The 19308-nt window shown below is 68.8% G+C and carries 18 protein-coding genes; 9 read left to right on the top strand and 9 right to left on the bottom strand.

Features of this window, described 5'->3' with window-relative positions; all coding sequences use genetic code 11:
- Positions 1-234 precede the first annotated feature (234 nt).
- From ACQPWU_RS09060 to ACQPWU_RS09050, 3 genes are all read left to right on the top strand, one after another.
- The gene (locus ACQPWU_RS09060) at positions 235-597 is read left to right on the top strand and encodes an ArsR/SmtB family transcription factor (protein ID WP_360703427.1); all 363 of its coding nucleotides are present in this window, start codon (positions 235-237) and stop codon (positions 595-597) included.
- A 434-nt stretch (positions 598-1031) separates the two neighbouring features.
- The gene (locus ACQPWU_RS09055; RefSeq protein WP_433438364.1) at positions 1032-2027 is read left to right on the top strand and encodes a zinc-dependent alcohol dehydrogenase family protein; all 996 of its coding nucleotides are present in this window, start codon (positions 1032-1034) and stop codon (positions 2025-2027) included.
- 303 nt (positions 2028-2330) lie between these two features.
- Positions 2331-3410: a LuxR C-terminal-related transcriptional regulator gene (locus ACQPWU_RS09050; protein WP_433438362.1), complete on the top strand. Its 1080-nt coding sequence runs from the start codon at positions 2331-2333 to the stop codon at positions 3408-3410.
- Between the two features lie 22 nt (positions 3411-3432).
- On the opposite strand, the gene ACQPWU_RS09045 is transcribed toward ACQPWU_RS09050, so the two are convergent.
- Positions 3433-4329 (bottom strand): zinc-binding dehydrogenase, encoded by an 897-nt coding sequence (locus ACQPWU_RS09045; RefSeq protein WP_433438360.1) that lies wholly within the window; start codon positions 4327-4329, stop codon positions 3433-3435.
- Between the two features lie 81 nt (positions 4330-4410).
- On the opposite strand from ACQPWU_RS09045, the gene ACQPWU_RS09040 reads away from it, so the two are divergent.
- Entirely contained in the window at positions 4411-5280 is an 870-nt protein-coding gene (locus ACQPWU_RS09040) for a LysR family transcriptional regulator (protein WP_433438359.1), read from the top strand.
- Between the two features lie 210 nt (positions 5281-5490).
- Here ACQPWU_RS09040 and ACQPWU_RS09035 read toward each other — a convergent pair whose 3' ends face one another.
- Positions 5491-6402: an NmrA family NAD(P)-binding protein gene (locus ACQPWU_RS09035; RefSeq protein ID WP_433438357.1), complete on the bottom strand. Its 912-nt coding sequence runs from the start codon at positions 6400-6402 to the stop codon at positions 5491-5493.
- Positions 6403-6515: 113 nt separating this feature from the next.
- Here ACQPWU_RS09035 and ACQPWU_RS09030 point away from each other — a divergent pair, with 113 nt between their 5' ends.
- The 4 genes from ACQPWU_RS09030 to ACQPWU_RS09015 all read left to right on the top strand — a co-directional run bounded on the left by ACQPWU_RS09030 (position 6516) and on the right by ACQPWU_RS09015 (position 10019).
- Positions 6516-7514, top strand: coding sequence for a GlxA family transcriptional regulator (locus ACQPWU_RS09030; protein ID WP_433438355.1), 999 nt, complete (start codon positions 6516-6518; stop codon positions 7512-7514).
- 95 nt (positions 7515-7609) lie between these two features.
- Entirely contained in the window at positions 7610-8350 is a 741-nt protein-coding gene (locus ACQPWU_RS09025) for an SDR family oxidoreductase (RefSeq protein WP_433438354.1), read from the top strand.
- Positions 8351-8462: 112 nt separating this feature from the next.
- Positions 8463-9194 (top strand): SDR family NAD(P)-dependent oxidoreductase, encoded by a 732-nt coding sequence (locus tag ACQPWU_RS09020; RefSeq protein ID WP_433438353.1) that lies wholly within the window; start codon positions 8463-8465, stop codon positions 9192-9194.
- Between the two features lie 33 nt (positions 9195-9227).
- On the top strand, positions 9228-10019 hold the full coding sequence (locus ACQPWU_RS09015) for an SDR family NAD(P)-dependent oxidoreductase (protein ID WP_433438351.1): 792 nt from the start codon (positions 9228-9230) through the stop codon (positions 10017-10019).
- A 99-nt stretch (positions 10020-10118) separates the two neighbouring features.
- On the opposite strand, the gene ACQPWU_RS09010 is transcribed toward ACQPWU_RS09015, so the two are convergent.
- Positions 10119-11585, bottom strand: coding sequence for a PLP-dependent aminotransferase family protein (locus tag ACQPWU_RS09010; protein ID WP_433438350.1), 1467 nt, complete (start codon positions 11583-11585; stop codon positions 10119-10121).
- A 123-nt stretch (positions 11586-11708) separates the two neighbouring features.
- Between ACQPWU_RS09010 and ACQPWU_RS09005 the strand changes: the two genes are divergently transcribed.
- Complete coding sequence (locus tag ACQPWU_RS09005; RefSeq protein WP_433438349.1) at positions 11709-12398, top strand: YczE/YyaS/YitT family protein; 690 nt, start codon at positions 11709-11711, stop codon at positions 12396-12398.
- Between the two features lie 222 nt (positions 12399-12620).
- Here ACQPWU_RS09005 and ACQPWU_RS09000 read toward each other — a convergent pair whose 3' ends face one another.
- The 6 genes from ACQPWU_RS09000 to ACQPWU_RS08975 form a co-directional block, all read right to left on the bottom strand.
- Positions 12621-13568, bottom strand: a complete 948-nt coding sequence (locus tag ACQPWU_RS09000; protein ID WP_433438347.1) for a LysR family transcriptional regulator — start codon at positions 13566-13568, stop codon at positions 12621-12623.
- Between the two features lie 191 nt (positions 13569-13759).
- Entirely contained in the window at positions 13760-14548 is a 789-nt protein-coding gene (locus ACQPWU_RS08995) for an MBL fold metallo-hydrolase (RefSeq protein ID WP_433438345.1), read from the bottom strand.
- 237 nt (positions 14549-14785) lie between these two features.
- Positions 14786-15616 (bottom strand): HpcH/HpaI aldolase/citrate lyase family protein, encoded by an 831-nt coding sequence (locus ACQPWU_RS08990; protein WP_433438344.1) that lies wholly within the window; start codon positions 15614-15616, stop codon positions 14786-14788.
- Positions 15617-15647: 31 nt separating this feature from the next.
- Positions 15648-16469 carry an FAS1-like dehydratase domain-containing protein gene (locus tag ACQPWU_RS08985; RefSeq protein WP_433438343.1) on the bottom strand — a complete coding sequence of 274 codons (822 nt, stop codon included), beginning with the start codon at positions 16467-16469 and terminating at the stop codon, positions 15648-15650.
- Between the two features lie 2 nt (positions 16470-16471).
- Complete coding sequence (locus tag ACQPWU_RS08980) at positions 16472-17983, bottom strand: aldehyde dehydrogenase (RefSeq protein ID WP_433438341.1); 1512 nt, start codon at positions 17981-17983, stop codon at positions 16472-16474.
- A complete protein-coding gene (locus tag ACQPWU_RS08975; RefSeq protein ID WP_433438339.1) occupies positions 17980-19194 on the bottom strand; it encodes a CaiB/BaiF CoA transferase family protein in 1215 nt (404 codons plus the stop codon). Before ACQPWU_RS08975 ends, ACQPWU_RS08980 begins: the two co-directional genes overlap by 4 nt.
- Positions 19195-19308 lie beyond the last annotated feature (114 nt).

The raw sequence follows: 19308 nt of genomic DNA, 5'->3' as shown, positions 1-19308 counted from the left end.
TCGCGATGCGGCCGAAGCCGCTGAGCGCGAGCGTCGCACCGGTGATGTCGGTGCCGAGCATGCACGTCGGCGACCAGCCGGGGAAGCCGCGGCTCCTCGATCTCACGGATCTCCGTGCGGTCCGCTCCCGGGGAGGGCTCGGTCATGATCAGTTGTTCCATGACCCTCCTTCGATTTTCGTAGTACGTCGAAAATAGTACATCGGTTAAGATGACTGAGAAGGAGTGGTGTTGGATGCCGAGATCGAAGGGCCGTTGGGCGGCGCTCGTCCATCCGGAGTCAGACGAGTTCGATGTGCTGGACATCCTGCACGCGCTGTCCGACCCCACCCGGATGACGATCGTGCGGACGCTGCGGGCCGCGCCGGAACGTGCCTGCGGCACTTTCCCCGTGGAGGTCGCGCCCTCCACGCTCACCCACCACTTCCGGGTTCTGCGCGAGTCCGGAGTCATCCGCCAGCGAGAGGACGGCACCCGCCGGTGGACCGCACTCCGCGAAGAAGATCTTGAAAGGCGCTTCCCCGGCCTCCTGGACAAGATCGTGACCGCCTACGAGGACGGGCTTACCCACCTCACTGATGGTGCCCGGGAGCGGTGAAACGCTCTTTTCTGGAAGGTACCCGCTCGCCCTCGTGGTCAAGGCCAGATCTCAGATCAAGATCGTGGCCGACCTCAAGGGGAAACGGATCGCGGACCCGTCGAGCAGGGAGTCGTCGTACCAGCTGGTCATTTGCGCCACTGGCGATCACAGACTCCGGCCGTCTATGCCTGGCGGTCCTACGAGCGTGCGTGCGTAGCCCGACTGCAGCCGGGGTGATGCCCAAGCTCGCGAGTTGGAGCGGGCGGCGCGCCTTCCGGAGGCAGCGTGCATAGCGATGATCACCTGATCGAAGAGCCGTCATAACAGTCTAAATAAGCAGACGAATGATTGGTTGATGTGGACGATTACTTATTGAAGGTATTGGTGCGCGCTCCTACGGTGGTGAGGCGCGGCCCGCATCGGTGCGGGCGGCACGATGAAGGGGGTCCGTGATGACCAGGGCAGTGTTTTTCGACGAGCTCGGTGGGCCGGAGGTGCTCCGGCTGGAGGAGGTGCCGCTCGGCGAACCTGGAAAGGGTGAGGTCCGCATTCGCGTCGACGCGATCGGCCTGAACCGGGCGGAGGCGAACTTCCGCGCCGGCACCTACGTCTACCAGCCGAACCTTCCCGGGTCCCAGATCGGGTACGAGGCCGCCGGGGTCGTGGAGGCCGTCGGCGAAGGCGCGGACGGCTTCGCCCTTGGCGATGCGGTCAGCGCAGTGCCCACCTTTTTGATGACCGAGTACGGCACTTACGCCGAGTCGGCCGTCCTCCCGGCACACGCCCTGGTGCACCGCCCCAACGGCGTTGACGCAGTGACCGGCGCCGCCACCTGGATGGCCTACACCACCGCCTACGGCCTGTTGGTGGAGTTCGGCGGAGTCAAGCCGGGCGACACGGTGCTCATCAACGCGGCATCCAGCAGCGTCGGCCTTGCCTCCATCCAGGTCGCCAATCACATCGGCGCCATTCCCATCGCCACCACCCGCACCAGCACCAAAAAGCAGCGCCTCCTGGATGCGGGCGCCGCCCACGTCATCGCCGCAGAGGAGGAGGACCTCGTCAAAGAGATCCACGCCTTGACAGGTGGCCAAGGGGTGAAACTGGCCATCGACGCCATCATGGGCCCGGCAGTGAACACCCTCGTCCAGGCGGTCGCCCCGGACGGCACCCTCCTGTTCTACGGCTGGCTGGACCCCACCCCCGCGCCGATGCCCCTCGCCCCCGACTTCCTCGGCCGCAACATCCGCACCTACGCGTTCACCGAGCTCACCCTCGACAGCGAGCGGCTACGTCGCGCCAAGCACTTCATCAACGCCGGCCTGCGCGCCGGCTCCCTCTCCCCCGTGATCGACCGCTCGTTCGACCTGACCGACGTCGTCGCGGCCCACCGCCACCTGGAGTCCAACACCCAGTTCGGCAAGGTCATCCTCACCGTCCAGCACTAGCGACAAGACCGTGTGGCCGAGGAGCCGGGCGCAGTTGTCGAACCGGAGTCCTTGCAGGACCTCCGGATAGCTGGAGCCTGGTGATCGGCATCCCTTCCCGTTTCGCCGCAGCTCAAGCTAGGCCAGGTGCATCGAAATTACCGCCGCTCGTCCAGCGATCACCGTACCCACTCTCATGCCTCGCTCGGGTTGAGATCAAGGTGCATGGTCGTGGGCCGCGGCGGTACTGGTCGGGAACGTGGACGTCGTCGAGGAAGGTGCGCACAACGGTCAACCAGGTTCGCCGATGGAGGACGGCATCCGATGCCAGGAACCGAGGAAATTGCGCTGTCGATTTACCGCATGCTCAGCGTCCAAGGAGCAATGGCGGTCGAGGAGTTCGCGGAACTCGCAGGACTGGACGAGGAACAGGCCGCGCGCGGCCTGCGGCGCCTGCGCGAGCTCGGCTTGGTTCATGAGGACAACGTGCAGATCGAGCCGGTCGCATTGGACAACGCTGTGGCGCGCACGATGGACGCATACGACGCGATCCTGGCCGAGCAGGCCGGCGCCGCTGCCGTCATGCAGCAGCTCACACACTCACTAAGGACGGTGTATCAGCCGGCTGTCGCCCGCGAGAAGTCTCGGGTGCGCGTGGAATCTCACGCGGGCAGACGGACCATCGAGCGGACGCTGCGTGATCTCGGCACAGCAGTCAAGAAGACCTCTGAGGCGCTGCACTCTGGGCCGATACCTCCGAAGGACGTCCTGAAGTCCTCCCTGGCCCATGACGCGAGGATGATCCGCAGGGGAGTCGGGCTCAGACATCTGTATCCGCGCGACATCATGCGAAGTCCCGAACACGCCCGATACCTCAAGGACCTGACCGAGCCGGGCGCGAATGTGCGGCTCATCGATCACGCGCCCGGCAACATGCTGATCTTCGACCGCTTGGTGACCGTCATCCCCTGCGATCCGCACAACCCCAACGAGTCGCTGGTCGTGATCAACGGATCGGTCCTGACCGAGGCCTACATGGCGGTGTTCGAGGATTACTGGCTGCGCTCGGTCTCGTACAAGCAGGCCGTGTCCGAAAGCCGCCCGGCCGAACTCTCGCCGCAGGAGAACACCATTCTCAGTCTCCACTCCGGTGGACTGAGCGACGATCAGATCGCCCGCAAGGTGGGCGTCCACCGCAGGACGGTCCAGCGGGCGGTCACCAAGCTCATGGATCGCCTGGGGGCCTCTAACCGCTTCCAGGCCGGCCTGAAACTCGCACGATGCAACAGGACCACGCGAGTGGTCCCCGGCCCGGAGTCTCTGACATCGCGTTCCGCCGGCCCGGGGGTGCTGCACGTCGGCTCGGGTGAAGCAATGGAATCGCGTCCCTTCCCGCGACGATGACAGCGGCGGCCCATGTGCATCGTCACAGGGTGAGGACGACCTTGCCGGAGACACGGCGGTCGCGCAACGCGGCAAGCACGTCCTGCAGCTTGGACCAGTCCTCGACCAGCCCGAGCGTCGGATGCAGCCGCCCGGCCGCGACGAGCCCGACCAGGACCTCCAGGCCGGCGGCGGGCGGCTCCGGGTGGGCGTATGAGAGGTGGCTGATGATCCGCGCCCCTTCGTGACCGATGAAGTCGTAGATGTCGATAGGGGTCTTTTCTCCGCTGCTGGCCCCGATCAGCATGATCGTGCCCCCGGGCGCCACTTTGCCCAGCGCCGCCGCCAGCGACGCCCCGCCGACCGACTCGACGATCAGGTGGTACGGCCCGGCCGCCGCACCCGGGTCGGCCACGACGTCGTGGGCACCGAGCGCGATCAGCTCGCCGGCCTGCCGCGCCACAGCGGTCACGGTGGCGCCTCCGAGCGCGGCGAGCTCGACCTGGAACCGGCCCACGCCGCCGTTCGCCCCGGTGATCAGGACACGGCGTCCCAGCAGGTCGCCGCCCTCGCGCAGGGTACGCAGCGCGGTCAGCCCGGCCAGCGGCAGCGCCGCCGCCTGCTCCAAGCCGACCTCATCGGGCACCACCGCCAGCCGCCCGGTGGGGATCGCGACCTGTTCCGCCCAGCCCGCCTGCTCCACCAGGGCGACCACCCGCGTGCCCGGCGCCGGCCCGGACCCGTCGGCCGCCGCCTCCACGACCACGCCCGCCACGTCCTGGCCCGGACGCCAGCCGCCGGTGCGGGTCTTCAGCAAGGCCAGCTCGCCACGGTTGACAGAGAACGCCCGCACCGCGACCAGCGCCTCGTCCGGCGCGGGGACCGGCTCCTCGGCCTCCGCGATGACCGCGCCCTCCGGTGTGTTGATCACTGTTTTCATGCGTCCCAGCCAAGCGCGGGAACATGCCCGCATCCAGACGCGCTTTCCCTGCCGATGTATCACCGATCGTGATAGGACGTCATGGAGATCAGGCAGCTGCGGTACTTCGTCGCCGTCGCCGACGAGGGCGGTTTCGCCCGCGCGGCCGAGCGGCTGCAGATCGTCCAGCCCGCGGTGAGCCAGCAGGTCGCGCGGCTGGAACGCGAACTCGGGGTCCGGCTCTTCGATCGGTCCAGCAGGCGGATCCGGCTGACCGGCGCGGGTGATCGCCTGCTTCCCGAAGCCCGCGCCCTGCTGGCCGCCGAGGAACGTATCCACCGCATCGCCGCCGACATCGCCACCGGCCGTGACGGCGTGCTGCACCTCGGCACCAGCCAAGGCCTGGGTGACCGGCTCGGCCAGGTGCTGCAGGAGCTGGCGCCACGACTTCAAGTGCGGCTCCGCGCGCTACCCCACGACGAACGGCTCACAGCGGTACGGACGGGAGAGCTCGACGCCGCTTTCGTCCGGGCCGTCGACGAGGCGCACGGCCTCGAACTGCTGCCCGTGTGGAGTGATCCCCTGGTGGTGGTGCTGCCTGCCGTACATTCGCTGGCGGGCAAACCCGCCGTGGACCTGGCCGACCTCGCGGACCTGCCGCTCCGGCTGGCGCCCCGCGCGCACAACCCGCCGCTGCACGACCTGCTCATGACCGCATGCCGCGAGGCGGGATTCGAGCCGAGACCCGGCCCCGCGTTCACCAACATCCAGGACACCATCGCCGAGATCGGCACCGGCCCGGCCTCCTGGACCATCCTCTACCAAGCCGCCGCGGACATGGTCCCGGTCCGCCGCGTGGCCCTACGTCCCCTGGCCGGGGTGCGGGTGACCACCTCCCTCGCCGTGTCACCAGGCCCGCCCGGCCCCGCCCTCCGCCTGCTGCTCGACGCCGTACGCAACCAGACCCCGTGAGCCCGGCCGACCAGGCGGAAGCCTTCCTGCGGCCGGTTTCTCCAGACCCGGGGCGTTGCCGTCACGGGGCGAGATCCGCGATCCCGTGCTGCAAGAGGCTCCGCGCGACGGACCGGCATCGCCTATCGCCCGGCACGGTGACTGGCAAAGGTCGTGGCGCGTCCGCAACTCGCGGCTCGCTACCTGACGGCCTGAAGCGTAGGGGGGAGGTCACGACGAGGGCTGTTCCGCGGGTATGAGGGTCGCGATCCGCGCCGCTCCGCCGGTGGCCAGCCAGCGGTCGAAGGTCAGCAGGCCCGGGTGGAGTTCCCGGGCGCGAGCCAGGTCGGCGCCGTAGCCGCCGTTGCGGTTGAGGAAGTCCACGGCCTCGGCGAACGCGGTGCTCTGCTCCCGGACGGCCTCGAGCGGGACCGGAACGTACGGAACGGCACGGCCGAGGGCCTGGCTCAGCACCTGCGCGATCCGCGGCGGGGTGAGCTCGTCGCCGGCGATGTCGACGGCCTGACCGAGGTAGCCCGCGGGGTCGTCGAAGGCCAGGGCGGCGAGGACGCCGATGTCCGCCAGCGCGATGAGCTGCTCGGGGACGTCGGCCGCGAGCGGTGTGGCCAGCGCGCCCGAGCCGAGGCCGAACGCGGGATCGGCGTAGTTGTCCATGAACGACACCGGCCGCAGGATCGTCGCCGGCGCGCCGATGCGGTGGAGGTGGCGTTCGATCCGCAGTTTGGGCTCGAACGCGCGGACGCCTTCGCTGCGCGGGGCCCCCGCCACCGACGAGAACACCAGGTGGGCCGCGCCGGCGGCGAGCGCGGCGTCGGCGATGGCGCACCCCCAGGCGATCTCGTCGTCATACGGCACCGGCGCGGCGCCCAGCACTCCCGGCTGGACGCTGAACACTCCGTGGACGCCTGCCATGGCGACCTCCAGCGCCGCGCGGTCGCCGGGCCGGCCCGCCGCGATCTGCGCGCCCGCGGCGGCGAGCTCTTCGGCCTGCGGGGAGTGCGGGGACCGGGTGAGCGCCCGCACCGTCCAGCCGCCCGCGAGCAGCCGGGCCGCCACCGCTCCCCCCTGCCTGCCCGTCGCCCCGGTGACCAGGATGACCTTGTTCCGGTTACGTTCCGCCATGACACCTCGCCTTTCCTCGTGATCGGTTCGGTGCCAGCCTGGCCGGGCGGCGGACCTTGCCAACAGTGGCCGCATTGCCGATGATCGCGGGTTTCGTGCCATGATGCCGAGCCGTGGGGTTCCAGCGGGTCGTCGCCTATGCGCCGAGCGGGGTCACCGCCCTGGCTCTGGGCATCGTGAACGGGGTGTTCGGGGGCGGGCCGGATCGCCCTGCCTTCGAGACGGTCGTCTGCGCCGAGCAGCCCGGCGACCTGCGTACCGACCTCGGTCTCACCCTGCGGGTCGATCACGGCGTGGCAGCGCTGGCCGGCGCCGACCTGGTCCTGGTGCTGCCCGGCGACGGGTTCCGCGCCGAACCCGGCGCGGCGGTCCTGGACGGGCTGCGCGGCGCCCGCGCTGCGGGCGCCGTCGTCGCCGCGCACTGCACCGGGGTGTTCCTGCTCGCCGCCGCCGGGCTGCTGGACGGCCTGGAAGCGGCGACGCACTGGCAGTTCGCCGACGAGCTCGCCGCCCGCTATCCGGCGGTACGGGTCAGGCCGGACGCCCTCTACATCGACCACGGAGGTGTGGCCACCGGAGCGGGCGCCGCCGCCGGGCTCGACCTGTGCCTGCACCTGCTCCGGCGCGAGTACGGCGCCGCGCTCGCCAACCGGATCGCCCGCGGCCTGGTCACCCCGCCGCACCGGGACGGCGGCCAGGCCCAGTACATCAGCGCCCCGGTGCCCGGCGACGGCGACGACCGGCGGCTCGCCGAGGTCATCACCTGGGCCCGCGACAACCTGCACCGCCGCATCCCCGTCGCCGAACTGGCCGCGCGGGCGCTGATGAGCCGCCGCACCTTCGCCCGCGCCTTCAAGGCCGCCACCGGCGCCAGCCCGCACGCCTGGCTGCTGGCCCAGCGCCTCGACCGCGCCGAGCAGCTCCTGGAGACGACCGACCTGCCGATCGAGGAGATCGCGCACCGCGTCGGCTACGGCACCGCGACCGTCTTCCGCGAGCAGTTCATCCTGCGCCGCGGCGTCGCACCCCGCGACTACCGCCGGGCTTTCCGGCAGTACCCGCATCCGGTCGGGCGAGATGCCGTACTCACGACGGATCGCCGTGACATGTGACTCACATCACCTATCTGTCTTTGACGACGGCGACGGATTTTCCGGTGGCGGCCGGTCTTGATACCGACCGAACCGACCACCCTACGGAGGGTCCGATGTCGAATCCCTTCCAGACCGCCGTCGTCACCGGTGCCGGCCGGGGCTTCGGGCGCGCGATCGCCGCCGCGCTCGTCGCCGCCGGCACCGGCGTCGTCGGCATCGCGCGCGACGAGGAAGAGCTGCATGCTGTACGCGACGACCTCGGCACGGCCTTCACGCCCCTCGCCGCCGACGCCACCGACGAGACGCTCGCGCAGGACGTGATCCGCGAGCACCGTCCCGCCCTGCTCGTCCTCAACGCGGGGGTCGCGCCGCACCTGGCGCCCCTGCACGAGCAGACGTGGGAGACCTTCAGCCGCACCTGGCACGCCGACACCCGGCACGTCTTCGCCTGGGTACGGGCGGGGCTGCGCGAACCGCTGGCGCCCGGCAGCGTGATCGTCGCGATGTCCAGCGGCGCCGTCCTGGCCGGGTCCCCGCTCAGCGGCGGATACGCCGGCGCCAAGGCCGCCATCCGCTACATCAGCCGATACGCGACCGAGGAGTCGAAGCGGGCCGCGCTGGGCATCCGGCTGGTCACGCTGTTCCCGCAGCTGACCCCGGCCACCGGTCTCGGCTCGGCCGCGGTCGCCGAGTACGCCGCGCGTCAGGGCGTCGAGCGGGACACCTTCATCGAGGGGCTGCAGCCGATCCTCACTCCCGGCCAGGTCGCCAAGGCGGTCGTGGACGTCGCCCATGACCCCGCCGGCGCCCCCGAGTACGTGATCACCGGCGCCGGGCTGCGCCCGATCGACTGAGCCTGGTGGCGACGTTCGAGGCTCACCCCCGCGCTCGCCATCTGAACGGCGCGCAGGCCTGACGCAGGCCCGCGCGCACCGAACACACACAAGGAACGAGAGATCACTCATCATGACGACAGTCACTGACAAGACAGTTCTGATCACCGGCGGCAACCGCGGCATCGGGCGGGCCCTGGTGGAGGAGGCCCTGAACCGGGGCGCCAAGCACGTCTACGCCGGCACGCGCCGACCCCTGACCCACCCCGACAAGCGCGTCACCCCGCTGACGCTGGAGGTGACCGACGCGGCCCAGATCCAGCAGGCCGTCCACGATGTCGGTGCCCTGGACGTGCTCGTCAACAACGCCGGGCTGGCGCTCTACGACGACCTGAGCGACCCTGCCGTGGTCGAACGGCACCTCGCCGTCAATCTCTTCGCCCCCTACCGGATGATCCAGGCATTCCTGCCGTTGCTGACACGTTCCGGGGGTGCGGTCGTCAACAACCTGTCGATCAACGCCTTCGCTCCCCTGCCGCTCATCCCGGCCTACTCGATCTCCAAGGCGGCCGCGTTCTCGCTGACCCAGTCCCTGCGCGCCCTCCTGGCCTCACGAGGCGTGCGGGTGCACGCCGTCATGACCGGCCCCGTGGACACCGACATGACCGAGGGCCTGGACATCCCCAAGGCCGCGCCGGAGTCCGTCGCGCGCGCCATCTTCGACGGCCTGGAGAAGGATGAGGACGAGATCTTCCCCGACGCCATGGCGGAGGGTATGGCCGACAGCTGGCACAACGGCGCGGCCAAGGCGCTCGAACGCCAGTACGCGGCCGTCGCCGCACAGGTCCAGCAGGCCAGGCCGTAAGCAGCGATTCACGACACATCAGGAAGCATGAACATGTCACTTGAGAACAAGAACGCGGTCATCTACGGTGCGGCCGGCGCCGCCGGCAGTGCGGTGGCCCGCGCGTTCGCCCGCGACGGCGCACGCGTCTTCCTGACCGGACGAGACCTCGGCGCCCTCGACGCGCTCGCCAAGGACATCTCGGCCGCGGGCGGAACGGCCGAGACGGCCCGGGTGGACGCGCTCGACGAGGAGGCCGTGGAGCGCCACCTCGATGCCGTCGTGCAGAAGGCGGGCACGATCGACGTCTCGTTCAACGCCATCGGGATTCCGCAGCAGGGCATGCAGGGCATCCCGCTCACCGAACTCCCGCTCGAGAGCTTCACCCGGCCGATCAGCACCTATCCGCAGGCGCATTTCCTGACCGCCAGAGCGGCCGCGCGCCGCATGATCGAGCAGCGGTCCGGGGTGATCCTCATGCACACGCCGGATCCTGCCCGCCTGGGCATACCGCTGCTCGGCGGCATGACCCCGGCCTGGGCGGCGCTCGAGGGGCTCAACCGCGCGTTCTCGGCGGAGTGGGCGCAGCACGGTGTCCGCACCGTCTGCCTGCGTACGACGGGCATGCCGGAGACGGAGACGATCGAGGTCGTCTTCGGCCTGCACGCCGAGGCACATGGCATCACGCAGGAGCAGTTCGAGGCCTTCATGACCGGCATGACCCACAACAAGGGCCTGACCACGCTGGCGCAGTTCGCCGATGTCGCCGCTTTCGTCGCCTCCGACCAGGCGGCCGCGATGACGGGGACCGTCGTCAACCTCACCGGCGGTGCCATCGTCGACTAGGACCACCTCGGGAGGTCAGTGCTCGCCGACGACCACAGCCGCTCCCAGGACATCTCCACGGGGCCCATGTCACGCACCGACCAGAGCGGGCCAGTGTTCTCAGGCAACCCAGTGTGGTTGCTGGTGCTGGTTGGCGAATGGCAGTGGGAGGCCGTCGGCGAGTGCGGCGGCCATGCGGTGCACAGCCTCGCGCAGCGTGTCGGGGGGCGCTGTGTAGGGGAGGCGGAGACGCTGTTCGAAGAGGCCCGGGTCGGTGGCGAAATAGGCGCCGCCCTCGATCCGTACGCCGTAGTGCAGTGCGCGCTCGGCCAGCGCCGAGGCGATGGGCTCGCCCAGGTCGACCCACAGCGACAGACCGCCGGGCGGCAGCTCCCAGGTCCACTGCGGGATGTGCTCGGCCAGGGCGGCGGTCAGGGCCATACGCTGTTCACGCATGTGCTCCAGGCGGAGCGGCACCAGTTCCGCCTCCCTGACCAGCAGGTCGAGGGCCAGGAGTTGGTCCAGGACCGAGCCGCCCAGGTCATTGGCGATCCGCTGGGTGGCGAGTTCGTTCACCAGACGCGAAGGGGCGCGCAGCCAGCCGATCCGCAGGCCGCCCCAGTAGGTCTTGCTCATTGAGCCGATGGTGATGATCTGTCCGGACCCGCCGGGCACGGCGTGGGAGGCGAAGGGCGGCGGGGCGGGAACGTCGAGGGCGAGATCGGCCAGGGTCTCGTCGATGACCAGCCAGCTACCGGCGCGCTGAGCGGCGCGCAGGATGCGAACACGTTCCTGGTCAGGCATGAGCAGACCGGTCGGATTGTGGAAGTCAGGGATCAGGTAGGCCAGTTGGGGCACTACTTCGCGCAGGGTGGATTCGATGATCTCGATCTCCCAGCCGGTGTGGGTCACCGGCACTGACACGGTGCGAAGCCGGGCTCGGCGCATGGCCTCCAGAGCGTTCGGATAGGACGGGTTCTCGACCATGACGCGGTCACCGGGCGTGGACAGAAGCCCGATGACCAGCGTGAGCGCGTGCTGAGCGCCGGAGGTCACCAGGATCTGCTCAGGCAGGGTGGCCAGTCCCCGCCGGGTGAAGCGCTCGGCGATGGCGGATCGCAGCTCCGGCAGGCCGAAGGGGTGGTAGCCGGGAGTGTGCGTGTGCTCGGCCAGCCGAGGGGCCGCTGTGTGCAGAGCCTCGACAAGAATCTGGCCCGGCAGCCCGGGGGCGGCCCTGGCCAGGTCGATGGCGGTGTCCCGGGCCTCCAGGATCCGTGCGACGCCGGTGGGGACAGAGCCCTCAGGCAGCGCTGTCCAGGTGCCTGAACCCTGGCGGCTGCGGGCGTATCCGCTCTGGCGCAGCACATCGTAGGTGGCGGTGATGGTGGGCCTGCTGGTGTTCAGGGCGGCGGCCAGTTCCCTCTCGGCGGGAAGCCTGGTGTGCAGGGCGATCCGTCCGTCGAGGATCAGCGTACTGATCGCCTGGGCCAGGTGGCGGTAGGCGGGTCTGGCTCCTGCCGAGTCGGGCAGCATCGCGGCGAGCTGCCGGCTTCCCAGCGTCCGTCCGGGACGGTCGATCCTGTCCATTGGCCGAAACGGAGTCGCACTCGCCATACCACTCTCCGGAGATTGGACATGTTGCTGCAACCAATCACTGTACAAAATCGCCCCCAGTGGCATTGAGTCATGAGCACTCCTGAAGGAATTGGTATGGAGCAGAAGCCGGATTGCGGCGAACGGCGGCACGACCATGACGAACCCGCTCGACCACCCCTCACCTACGTCCCCCTCGGCAGGCATCCGCTGAGACGCCTTCCCCAGTTGTTCATCGGCCTCGCCCTGTACGGATTCAGCCTCTCCGTGATGGTCCGGGCCTCACTGGGCGTCAACCCCTGGAGCGTCCTGTACGAAGGGCTGACCCTGCGCACGCCTCTGAGTTTCGGCACGATCAGCGCCGTCCTGGGGGTTCTCGTGCTGCTGCTGTGGATTCCCCTGAAGCAGCGGCCGACGTTCGGCACCGTCGCCAACATCGTCGTCCTGGCGTATTCATCGGATCTCGGTCTCTCGCTCATCCCCGAGCACCTTGGCCTGCCGGCCCGGGTCGGCATGCTGATCGGCGGTGTCCTGCTCAATGGGTTTTCCGTCGCCGTCTACGTCGGCGCGCGTTTGGGACCCGGCCCCCGGGACGGGCTGATGACCGGGGCGGCCGCCACGACCGGGCGCTCCATCCGGCTCGTTCGCACTCTGATCGAGATCACTGTGCTCGCCGCAGGCTGGCTGCTGGGAGGAAGTGTGGGCGTCGGCACTGTGCTGTACGCGCTCATGGTCGGCCCGACCGCCCAGTTCTTCATGCCCTGGTTCGCCTACCGCGGCCACGAGCTCCAACGTGAACCCCAATAGGGGCAAGGGCGGCCATCGCCGAGATGTACTGCGCGACCGGTTAGGACGCGGTCGGGGCTGCGGGAGCGGTGCGGCCTTTGCGAGGGGCGGCGGAGCGGGGCGGCTGCACACCACGACGCTCCTGATCGGGTACCGACCGCTCCGAACTCGGTCGGCACCCTCCGCAGACTCATCGACAGCACCACGACCGGCATAGCCCGACGGGCACCAGCGGCGGCCGCCTCAGGGATCACCGCCGTCCTGTGCAAGGGCCGCTGGCGGGGCGTCGATCCGGGAGCGCGTCAACGTCCATCCGCGAAAGCGGCGGGCGGCGGCTGACAGGCGCCGGTCGAGATGCCAAGACACACCAATGGTCCGGTAGGCGTCCTCGTCCCTCAACGGGACGAGCGTGACACCTTCGACCACCGGTGCTGTGGGTCCATCTGGAACGATGGCGACGCCGAGCTTGGACCGCACGAGGGCCCTGATGGTCGCGATCTCCGCGCTCTCGAGGACGACGTCCATATGAACCCCTCGAGCCGCGAAGAGGGCGTCGGTGGTCTGTCGAAGCCCGAACTCTTCCGGCATGGCGATGAAACGTTCGTGGAGGACTTCCACTATCTCGACATGGGGCCGATCGGCGAGCGGATGACCTGACCATGTCGCGAGGGCCAGCGGCTCATCGCGAAGCGGGACCCAGCTCAGGAGCGGGTCGCGAGGCCTTGGACTCGTCAGGATGAGATCTGCTCTCCCGTCGGCGAGACGAGCGGCTACTTCGTCCGCCGAGTCCTGGTGGAGCAGGAATTTCGTCCGGGTGTCGATGCCGGCGTACTCACTCAGGAGATCCGGCACGAGCCAGGTGCCGAACGAGTGGAGGAACGCAAGCGCCACGGTGCCGGTTCGCGGTCCAAGCATGATGGCGATGTCGTCCTCGGCCTGGGCCAGCTCACGCAGCGCGGCCTCGACGCGGGCCTTCAGCGCCTGGCCGTACCGATTGAGCCGAAGGCGGCGGTTGGGCCGGTCGAAGAGCTCCACGCCGTAGGCCTGTTCGAGTCGTCTGATGGTCCGCGACAGCGCCGGTTGCGAGAGGTTGAGCGTCGCCGCGGCACGCGAGACGTTCTGTGTTTCCGCGACCACGAGAAACCAGCGCAATTCGTCGAGACCTACGTGACTCAATTCCGTTCTCGGCATTTCATTTCATAAGGATTCGTGTCGCGATGATCTGTCGATGAGGGAAGATCCACCATTCGTCGTGAACCGGCTCGCACCGCACCGCCCAGCACGTCGGACAAACAGATGCTAATGGCCCTCGGCCGGAAGTGGCAACGACCAGGAAAAGCATGATCGAGCCGGGTTTGCGGTGGGCGCTGCCGGTCCTCGCATCACCCGCTGAGCGGAGACCAGTACCGGCGGCCCTGCCCGGTCATGACGCGTCCGAACGCGGAGCCGCTGAAGTGGCAGGCTCCGACAGTCGTGCCGGTCTCCTCCAGCCTCGCCAGCACGTCCTCGCGCCACTGGCGAGCACGAACCGGATCGACGTCGAACATGAAGGTCAGGTCGGGCTCCTCGAACTGGGCCGCAGTGTGAATGGTGTCGCCGAGGACAATGGCACGCTCAGTGCCTGAGGAGACCACGACACACTGGTGACCAGGGGTGTGTCCCGGTGCTTGGACGATCTCGACGCCCGGCGCGATGGTCTCTCCGTCCACGGACTCCTCGAACCGTGAAGCGAAGGGCAGCTGCTCGGCGGGGGCGAACGGCTGCTCCGCGTGAGCGCGCCAGTGGTCCACCTCACCCGGTCCGGCGAGATGGCGAGCGTTCCCGAAGGTCAGCGCATCGCCTGTAACGGTCCAACCAGTGTGGTCGGCATGCATATGCGTGTACACGACGACGTCGATGTCGGCGGGGGCGGAGCCGGCCTCGCCGAGGCTCTTGAGCAGTCTCCCGCTCCGCGCGGTCACAAAGTCCGGCACCTCGAGTTCGGTGTCGCCGAGGCCGAGGTCGACGAGGACCTTCTTGTCGCCGGACTCGATGAGGAAACCGCCGACGCTGCACACCCAGCGGCCGTTGTCGGTCTGTGCGGCTTGGCGTACCCAGCACTCCTCTGAGGAGCCGGGGAAGACACCGTAGGAGAAGTGCGCGACACCGTCCGGCAGATAGGTGATTCGCACATCTCCCACGGCAATGGAATTGTGAGGAGCGGGTGTGGCGGGCATGCGACTGTCTCCTGAGAATTGATGTGGGGTCCCATCGGCGGGAAAAGGGTCTCGCGCGTTATGCCGATGAGCGCTTTCATTATTGACTGGGACGAGCGCCGTTAGAAGTGCGTGTTGACGCCCGGGTCATGCGCGGGACGCATGACAGCCGTTCCGGGCCTCGGCACGGTCGTGACGGGCCGGCGACGAGCATCACGCGTTCTGACCACTGGCGCGGCCGATGATCCGTCGGGCGCGTTCGACGACCGGTCGGTCGAGCATGTGCCCGTCCTTGCCGACCGCGCCGTTCGGGGTCTCACGAGCGGCGTCCAGGACGCCGCGAGCCCACTCCACTTCGTGGTCCGTCGGCCGAAATGCCTCGGCGGCCGGGGCCACCTGGGCCGGATGGATGAGGAGCTTTCCCCCGAATCCCAGCGCCCGCGCCCGACGAGCGTCCGACGCCGCTGCCGTCGGAGCCAGGTTTGTGGTCACCGAGTCGACCGGCGCCGGCTTGCCTGCCGCGCGCGAGGCGATGACCAGCGTGCTCCGAGCCAAGAGGAGCGCGTCGTCGCCGTCGTCCGCGTCGATGTCGAGAGCGAAATCGAGCGCTCCGAAGGCGAGCCGGGCGACAGGCTCACAGTCCACGATCGCTGCCGCGCTCAGGACCCCTCGTGCCGACTCGATGAGCGCCATGAGCTCCGTGCCCGGAGCGACTCGACCGGCCAGCGCCACCAGGTCTGACGCTCGCTCCGACTTCGGGACCACGATGCCCCGCAGCGCCGCCGAGCTCCCCAGGACGGAGATGTCCTCGTCGTACCACGGTGTCCCCGGCGCGTTCACGCGAACCCATGACTCGCCCCCGGCTGCGAGCCAGTGCAGCGCCGCGCGCCGCGCTCGAGCTTTCGCCTTCGGTGCGACGGCGTCCTCGAGGTCGATGATGACCTGGTCGGCACCTGACGCGACGGCCTTGGCGAAGCGTTCCGGCCGGTCACCCGGCACGAACAGCCACGTCGAGGACAGGGCCGCGCCCCTCGGAACGCTCACGGAACTCGGCCGAGTCCCGTGAGCGGCGCGTCTATGCCTCATACGGTGTCCGACGGATGAGCCGGCCCGTCGCCGTGGTGCGCCCGCGCCGATCGCGTACGCGGGTGGCCACGTCGCCGTCCTGCTCGGCCGCGTCGACGACCAAGCCCTGACCGAGCGTCAGCGGAGAGACCAGCCGGTACTCGAAACGCGTTCCGGTCGAGACGGTCGAGCTGCCTGCATGGCGTCGCGCTTCCTCGCTCATCAGCAGGGCCTGCAACGGGCCGTGGACGACAAGGCCGGGGTAGTCCTCTTCGTCGCGGCAGTAGTCCACGTCGTAGTGGATCCGGTGCGTGTTGTAGGTCAGCGCGGAGAACCGGAACAGGTAGGCCTGGTCGACGGCGATCTCCGTTCCGGTGACCTCGTCGCGAACGGGGTCGGCCTCCATGGGGCTCACGGTGGCCAGCCGGGTCGCCTCTCGGTAGATGATGTCGACCTCGTCGGTGACGGCGACCTCGCCCCGCTGCCGGATCGTGCGGCGGGTCGTGACGATGGTCATCCAGCCGGAGCGTCCGTTCCGTTCGCGTGTGTCGACGACCTCCAGCGTCGAGTCGGCCTCCTCCCCCAGCACCAGCGGGCGGTGCGACTCGACCCGCCCGCCGGCGTACATTCGCCGAAGCCCTTCCCGGGGTGGACGCGGAACTCCGTGCTTGTCATGGCCCTCGGGGCCGAGGTCCGACTGGGACGGCCGTTCCAGGAAGTACATCCAGTGCCACAGGGCCGGAAGCCTCCACCCGTGACCGATGGAGTCGGTCGGCAGGTCGAGCAGCGCGGCCAGCCCGATGGCCGGCCCAGGTAGGAGGAGTTCGTCCATTTTCATCCCATCACAAACGGGTCGCGGGTCCGTCCACTGAGCTGAACCCAGACCGCCCGGTTCTCGAGGTATTCGTCCACCGCGCCGATGCCGTTCTCACGGCCGATGCCGCTGTCGCCGAATCCGCCGAACGGCACGCTGGGGGCGACTACGCGGTAGTCGTTGATCCAGACGTTCCCGGCCCGGATCTGACCTGCGACCCGGTGTGCGCGGTGGACGTCCTTGGTCCAGACCCCGCCCGCGAGCCCGAATGGTGTGTCGTTAGCGAGACGAACGGCCTCGGATTCTTCGGTGAACGTGTAGACGCTCAACACAGGCCCGAAGATCTCCTCGCGTACCACGGTCGAGCCGGGGTCGACCCCTGTGAGGACGGTGGGACGGACGAAGTAGCCGCCGAGCTCGTCGTCAGGGCCTCCGCCGCACGCGACGTGGGCACCCTCCTCGACGGCAGTGCGCAGGTAGCCGAGCACCTTGTCGTACTGCGGCTTGTTGGCTATGGGACCCATCTCGGTCGCCGGGTCCTGCGGGTCACCGAGACGCAGAGTGGACGCCCTTTCGCTGACGAGCCGGACGAGTTCGTCATGGACGTTCTCGTGCACGATCAGCCGGGACCCGGCCATGCACGTCTGGCCCGTGGCCGCGAAGACTCCGGAGACGACACCGTTGGCGACGGCTCGCAGGTCGGCGTCCTCGAACACGATGTGCGGGGATTTGCCCCCCAGCTCGAGCGTGACCCGGTTCAGGTTCTTGGCGGCGGAGCTCGCAACGGAGCGGCCGGTGGAGGTGGCACCCGTGAATGCGACAGCGTCGACGCCGGGATGACCTGCCAGGGCGGCGCCGACTTCCCCCCGGAGGCTGGTGACGACATTGAGGACGCCGTCGGGGAACCCGGCCTCGCCGAGGAGGGACGCGAAGACCACCGTGGAGATCGGTGAGTGCTCGGACGGCTTGACGACCATCGTGCATCCGGCCGCCAGCGCCGGTGCGAGTTTCCACGTCAGCAGGAGCAGCGGCGAATTCCACGGAGTAATGGCGGCCACGACGCCGACCGGCACCCGTGTCGTGTAGACGAGGTAGTCCGGATTGGGGGTCGGAATCGAGCGGCCTTCCAGCTTGTCGGCCAGCCCGGCGTAATAGTGGTACCAACCACCCATCGCCCTCATCTGGCCGACCATCTCGCGAAACAGCTTGCCGGAGTCGTTGACCTCTAGTCTCGCCAGCCGCTCGGCATTCACCGCGACAAGATCACCGAGGCGTCGCATCAGGACGGACCGCTCGAAACCGGTCAGCGCCCCCCACTCACCTTCGAACGCCGCCCGAGCAGCCGTCACCGCCGCATCGACATCCTCGGGACCACCGTCCGACGCCTTCGCCCACACCCGGCCGGTGTACGGGTTCACCGTGTCAAAGGTGTTCCCGGACAGCGCGTCAGTGGACTTCCCCCCGATGAGCAGCTGGAAGAGCTCCACCTCGTGCTCACCGATCTCGGGGCTGCTGACCTGCTCTTGTGTCATACCTGCACGCCTTCCTCTGCATCATGGTCACCTCTCGGGTCGAACCGCTCGGGCGAGGGCCCCTCGAGCGCATCGAGCCACGCACGCACGTCGTCGGTGTGTTCGCCGAGCGCTGGAACCGGCCCTGACGGAGTCGGCCAATCGGCGGTCACGGCCGGCTTCAGCACCTCGACGGGCCCGGCCGGCGTCTGTGCGGTGCGCCATCGCTCCCGCGCCGCGAGCTGTGGGTGAGCCACGAACTCGTCCAGCGATCGTTGCTGCGCGTACGCAATGCCGGCGCGCTCGAGCCGACCGACCGCCTCGGACAGGTCCAGCTCGCCGAAGACGCCCCCGACAATTCGGTCCAGCGCACTGCGGTGCTCGACGCGGTGCGCGTTGCTACCGAACCGCGGGTCGTTGGCCAGGTCGGGTCGCCGAAGGACCTCGCTGCAGAAGACGGCCCACTCACGCTCGTTCTGCAGACCGAACGTGACGGCTTGCCCGCCGCCTGTCCTCACTGGACCGTAAGGCGCGATCGTGGCGTGGCTCGCGCCGGCTCGAGCCGGCTGCGTTCCGCCGTACCGGTTGTACAGGTAGGCGTAGCCCATCCATTCGCCCAGCGCTTCGAGCATGGATACCTCGAGAGCTGCGCCGCGCCCCGTCCGATGACGCTGATGCAGGGCACTCAGGATCCCGGAGTAGGCGTACATGCCCGCCGCAATGTCACCGATCGAGATGCCGACCTTCGACGGCGTACCAGGAGTACCGGTGATGGCGACCAGTCCTGTTTCGGACTGAATCAAGAGGTCGTACGCCTTGCGCTCCTCGTAGGGGCCGCCACTTCCATAACCGGAGATGTCGCACGCGACGAGGCGTGGATTTCGGGCCGTCAGCTGACGGGCGGACACACCGAGCGTGCGAGCAGCTCGTGGAGACAGATTCTGGATAAAGACGTCAGCGTGTTGCAGGAGGCGATCGAGCAGCTTTCGTCCGTCTGCGGCTTTGAGATCCGCCACGACGCTCTCCTTGCCGGCATTGAGCCATACGAAGTGGCTGGACAGGCCGTTGACCGTCGTGTCGTATCCGCGAGCGAAGTCTCCACCGTCAGGCCTTTCGACCTTGATGACACGCGCCCCCAGATCGGCGAGCTGGCGACTGGCGAACGGTGCGGCTACAGCTTGTTCGAGTGCCACGACAATGAGACCGTCGAGTGGTCCACAGGTGGTCGTCATGTCCAAAGTCTCGATGCGCTCGTGGCACGAATGCCAATGTCGATAACGGACACTGCGATGCCGGGAACGCATACCTCTGGCACCCCCAGGGTGCCGAATGAGCCGGACACAAAG

The sequence above is a fragment of the Nonomuraea sp. CA-141351 genome, from assembly GCF_050944675.1.
Taxonomy (GTDB): Bacteria; Actinomycetota; Actinomycetes; order Streptosporangiales; family Streptosporangiaceae; genus Nonomuraea.
This window is presented reverse-complemented; position numbering and strand designations above follow the sequence as displayed.

Coding starts and splice junctions, on each gene's coding strand:
- ACQPWU_RS09025 (WP_433438354.1), top strand. CDS start 7,610: ATGTCGAATCCCTTCCAGACCGCCGTCGTCACCGGTGCCGGCCGGGGC.
- ACQPWU_RS09055 (WP_433438364.1), top strand. CDS start 1,032: ATGACCAGGGCAGTGTTTTTCGACGAGCTCGGTGGGCCGGAGGTGCTC.
- ACQPWU_RS09000 (WP_433438347.1), bottom strand. CDS start 13,568: ATGCCGAGAACGGAATTGAGTCACGTAGGTCTCGACGAATTGCGCTGG.
- ACQPWU_RS09005 (WP_433438349.1), top strand. CDS start 11,709: ATGGAGCAGAAGCCGGATTGCGGCGAACGGCGGCACGACCATGACGAA.
- ACQPWU_RS09020 (WP_433438353.1), top strand. CDS start 8,463: ATGACGACAGTCACTGACAAGACAGTTCTGATCACCGGCGGCAACCGC.
- ACQPWU_RS08985 (WP_433438343.1), bottom strand. CDS start 16,469: ATGGACGAACTCCTCCTACCTGGGCCGGCCATCGGGCTGGCCGCGCTG.
- ACQPWU_RS09045 (WP_433438360.1), bottom strand. CDS start 4,329: ATGAAAACAGTGATCAACACACCGGAGGGCGCGGTCATCGCGGAGGCC.
- ACQPWU_RS08975 (WP_433438339.1), bottom strand. CDS start 19,194: ATGACGACCACCTGTGGACCACTCGACGGTCTCATTGTCGTGGCACTC.
- ACQPWU_RS09015 (WP_433438351.1), top strand. CDS start 9,228: ATGTCACTTGAGAACAAGAACGCGGTCATCTACGGTGCGGCCGGCGCC.
- ACQPWU_RS09050 (WP_433438362.1), top strand. CDS start 2,331: ATGCCAGGAACCGAGGAAATTGCGCTGTCGATTTACCGCATGCTCAGC.
- ACQPWU_RS09040 (WP_433438359.1), top strand. CDS start 4,411: ATGGAGATCAGGCAGCTGCGGTACTTCGTCGCCGTCGCCGACGAGGGC.
- ACQPWU_RS09035 (WP_433438357.1), bottom strand. CDS start 6,402: ATGGCGGAACGTAACCGGAACAAGGTCATCCTGGTCACCGGGGCGACG.
- ACQPWU_RS09010 (WP_433438350.1), bottom strand. CDS start 11,585: ATGGACAGGATCGACCGTCCCGGACGGACGCTGGGAAGCCGGCAGCTC.
- ACQPWU_RS09060 (WP_360703427.1), top strand. CDS start 235: ATGCCGAGATCGAAGGGCCGTTGGGCGGCGCTCGTCCATCCGGAGTCA.
- ACQPWU_RS08980 (WP_433438341.1), bottom strand. CDS start 17,983: ATGACACAAGAGCAGGTCAGCAGCCCCGAGATCGGTGAGCACGAGGTG.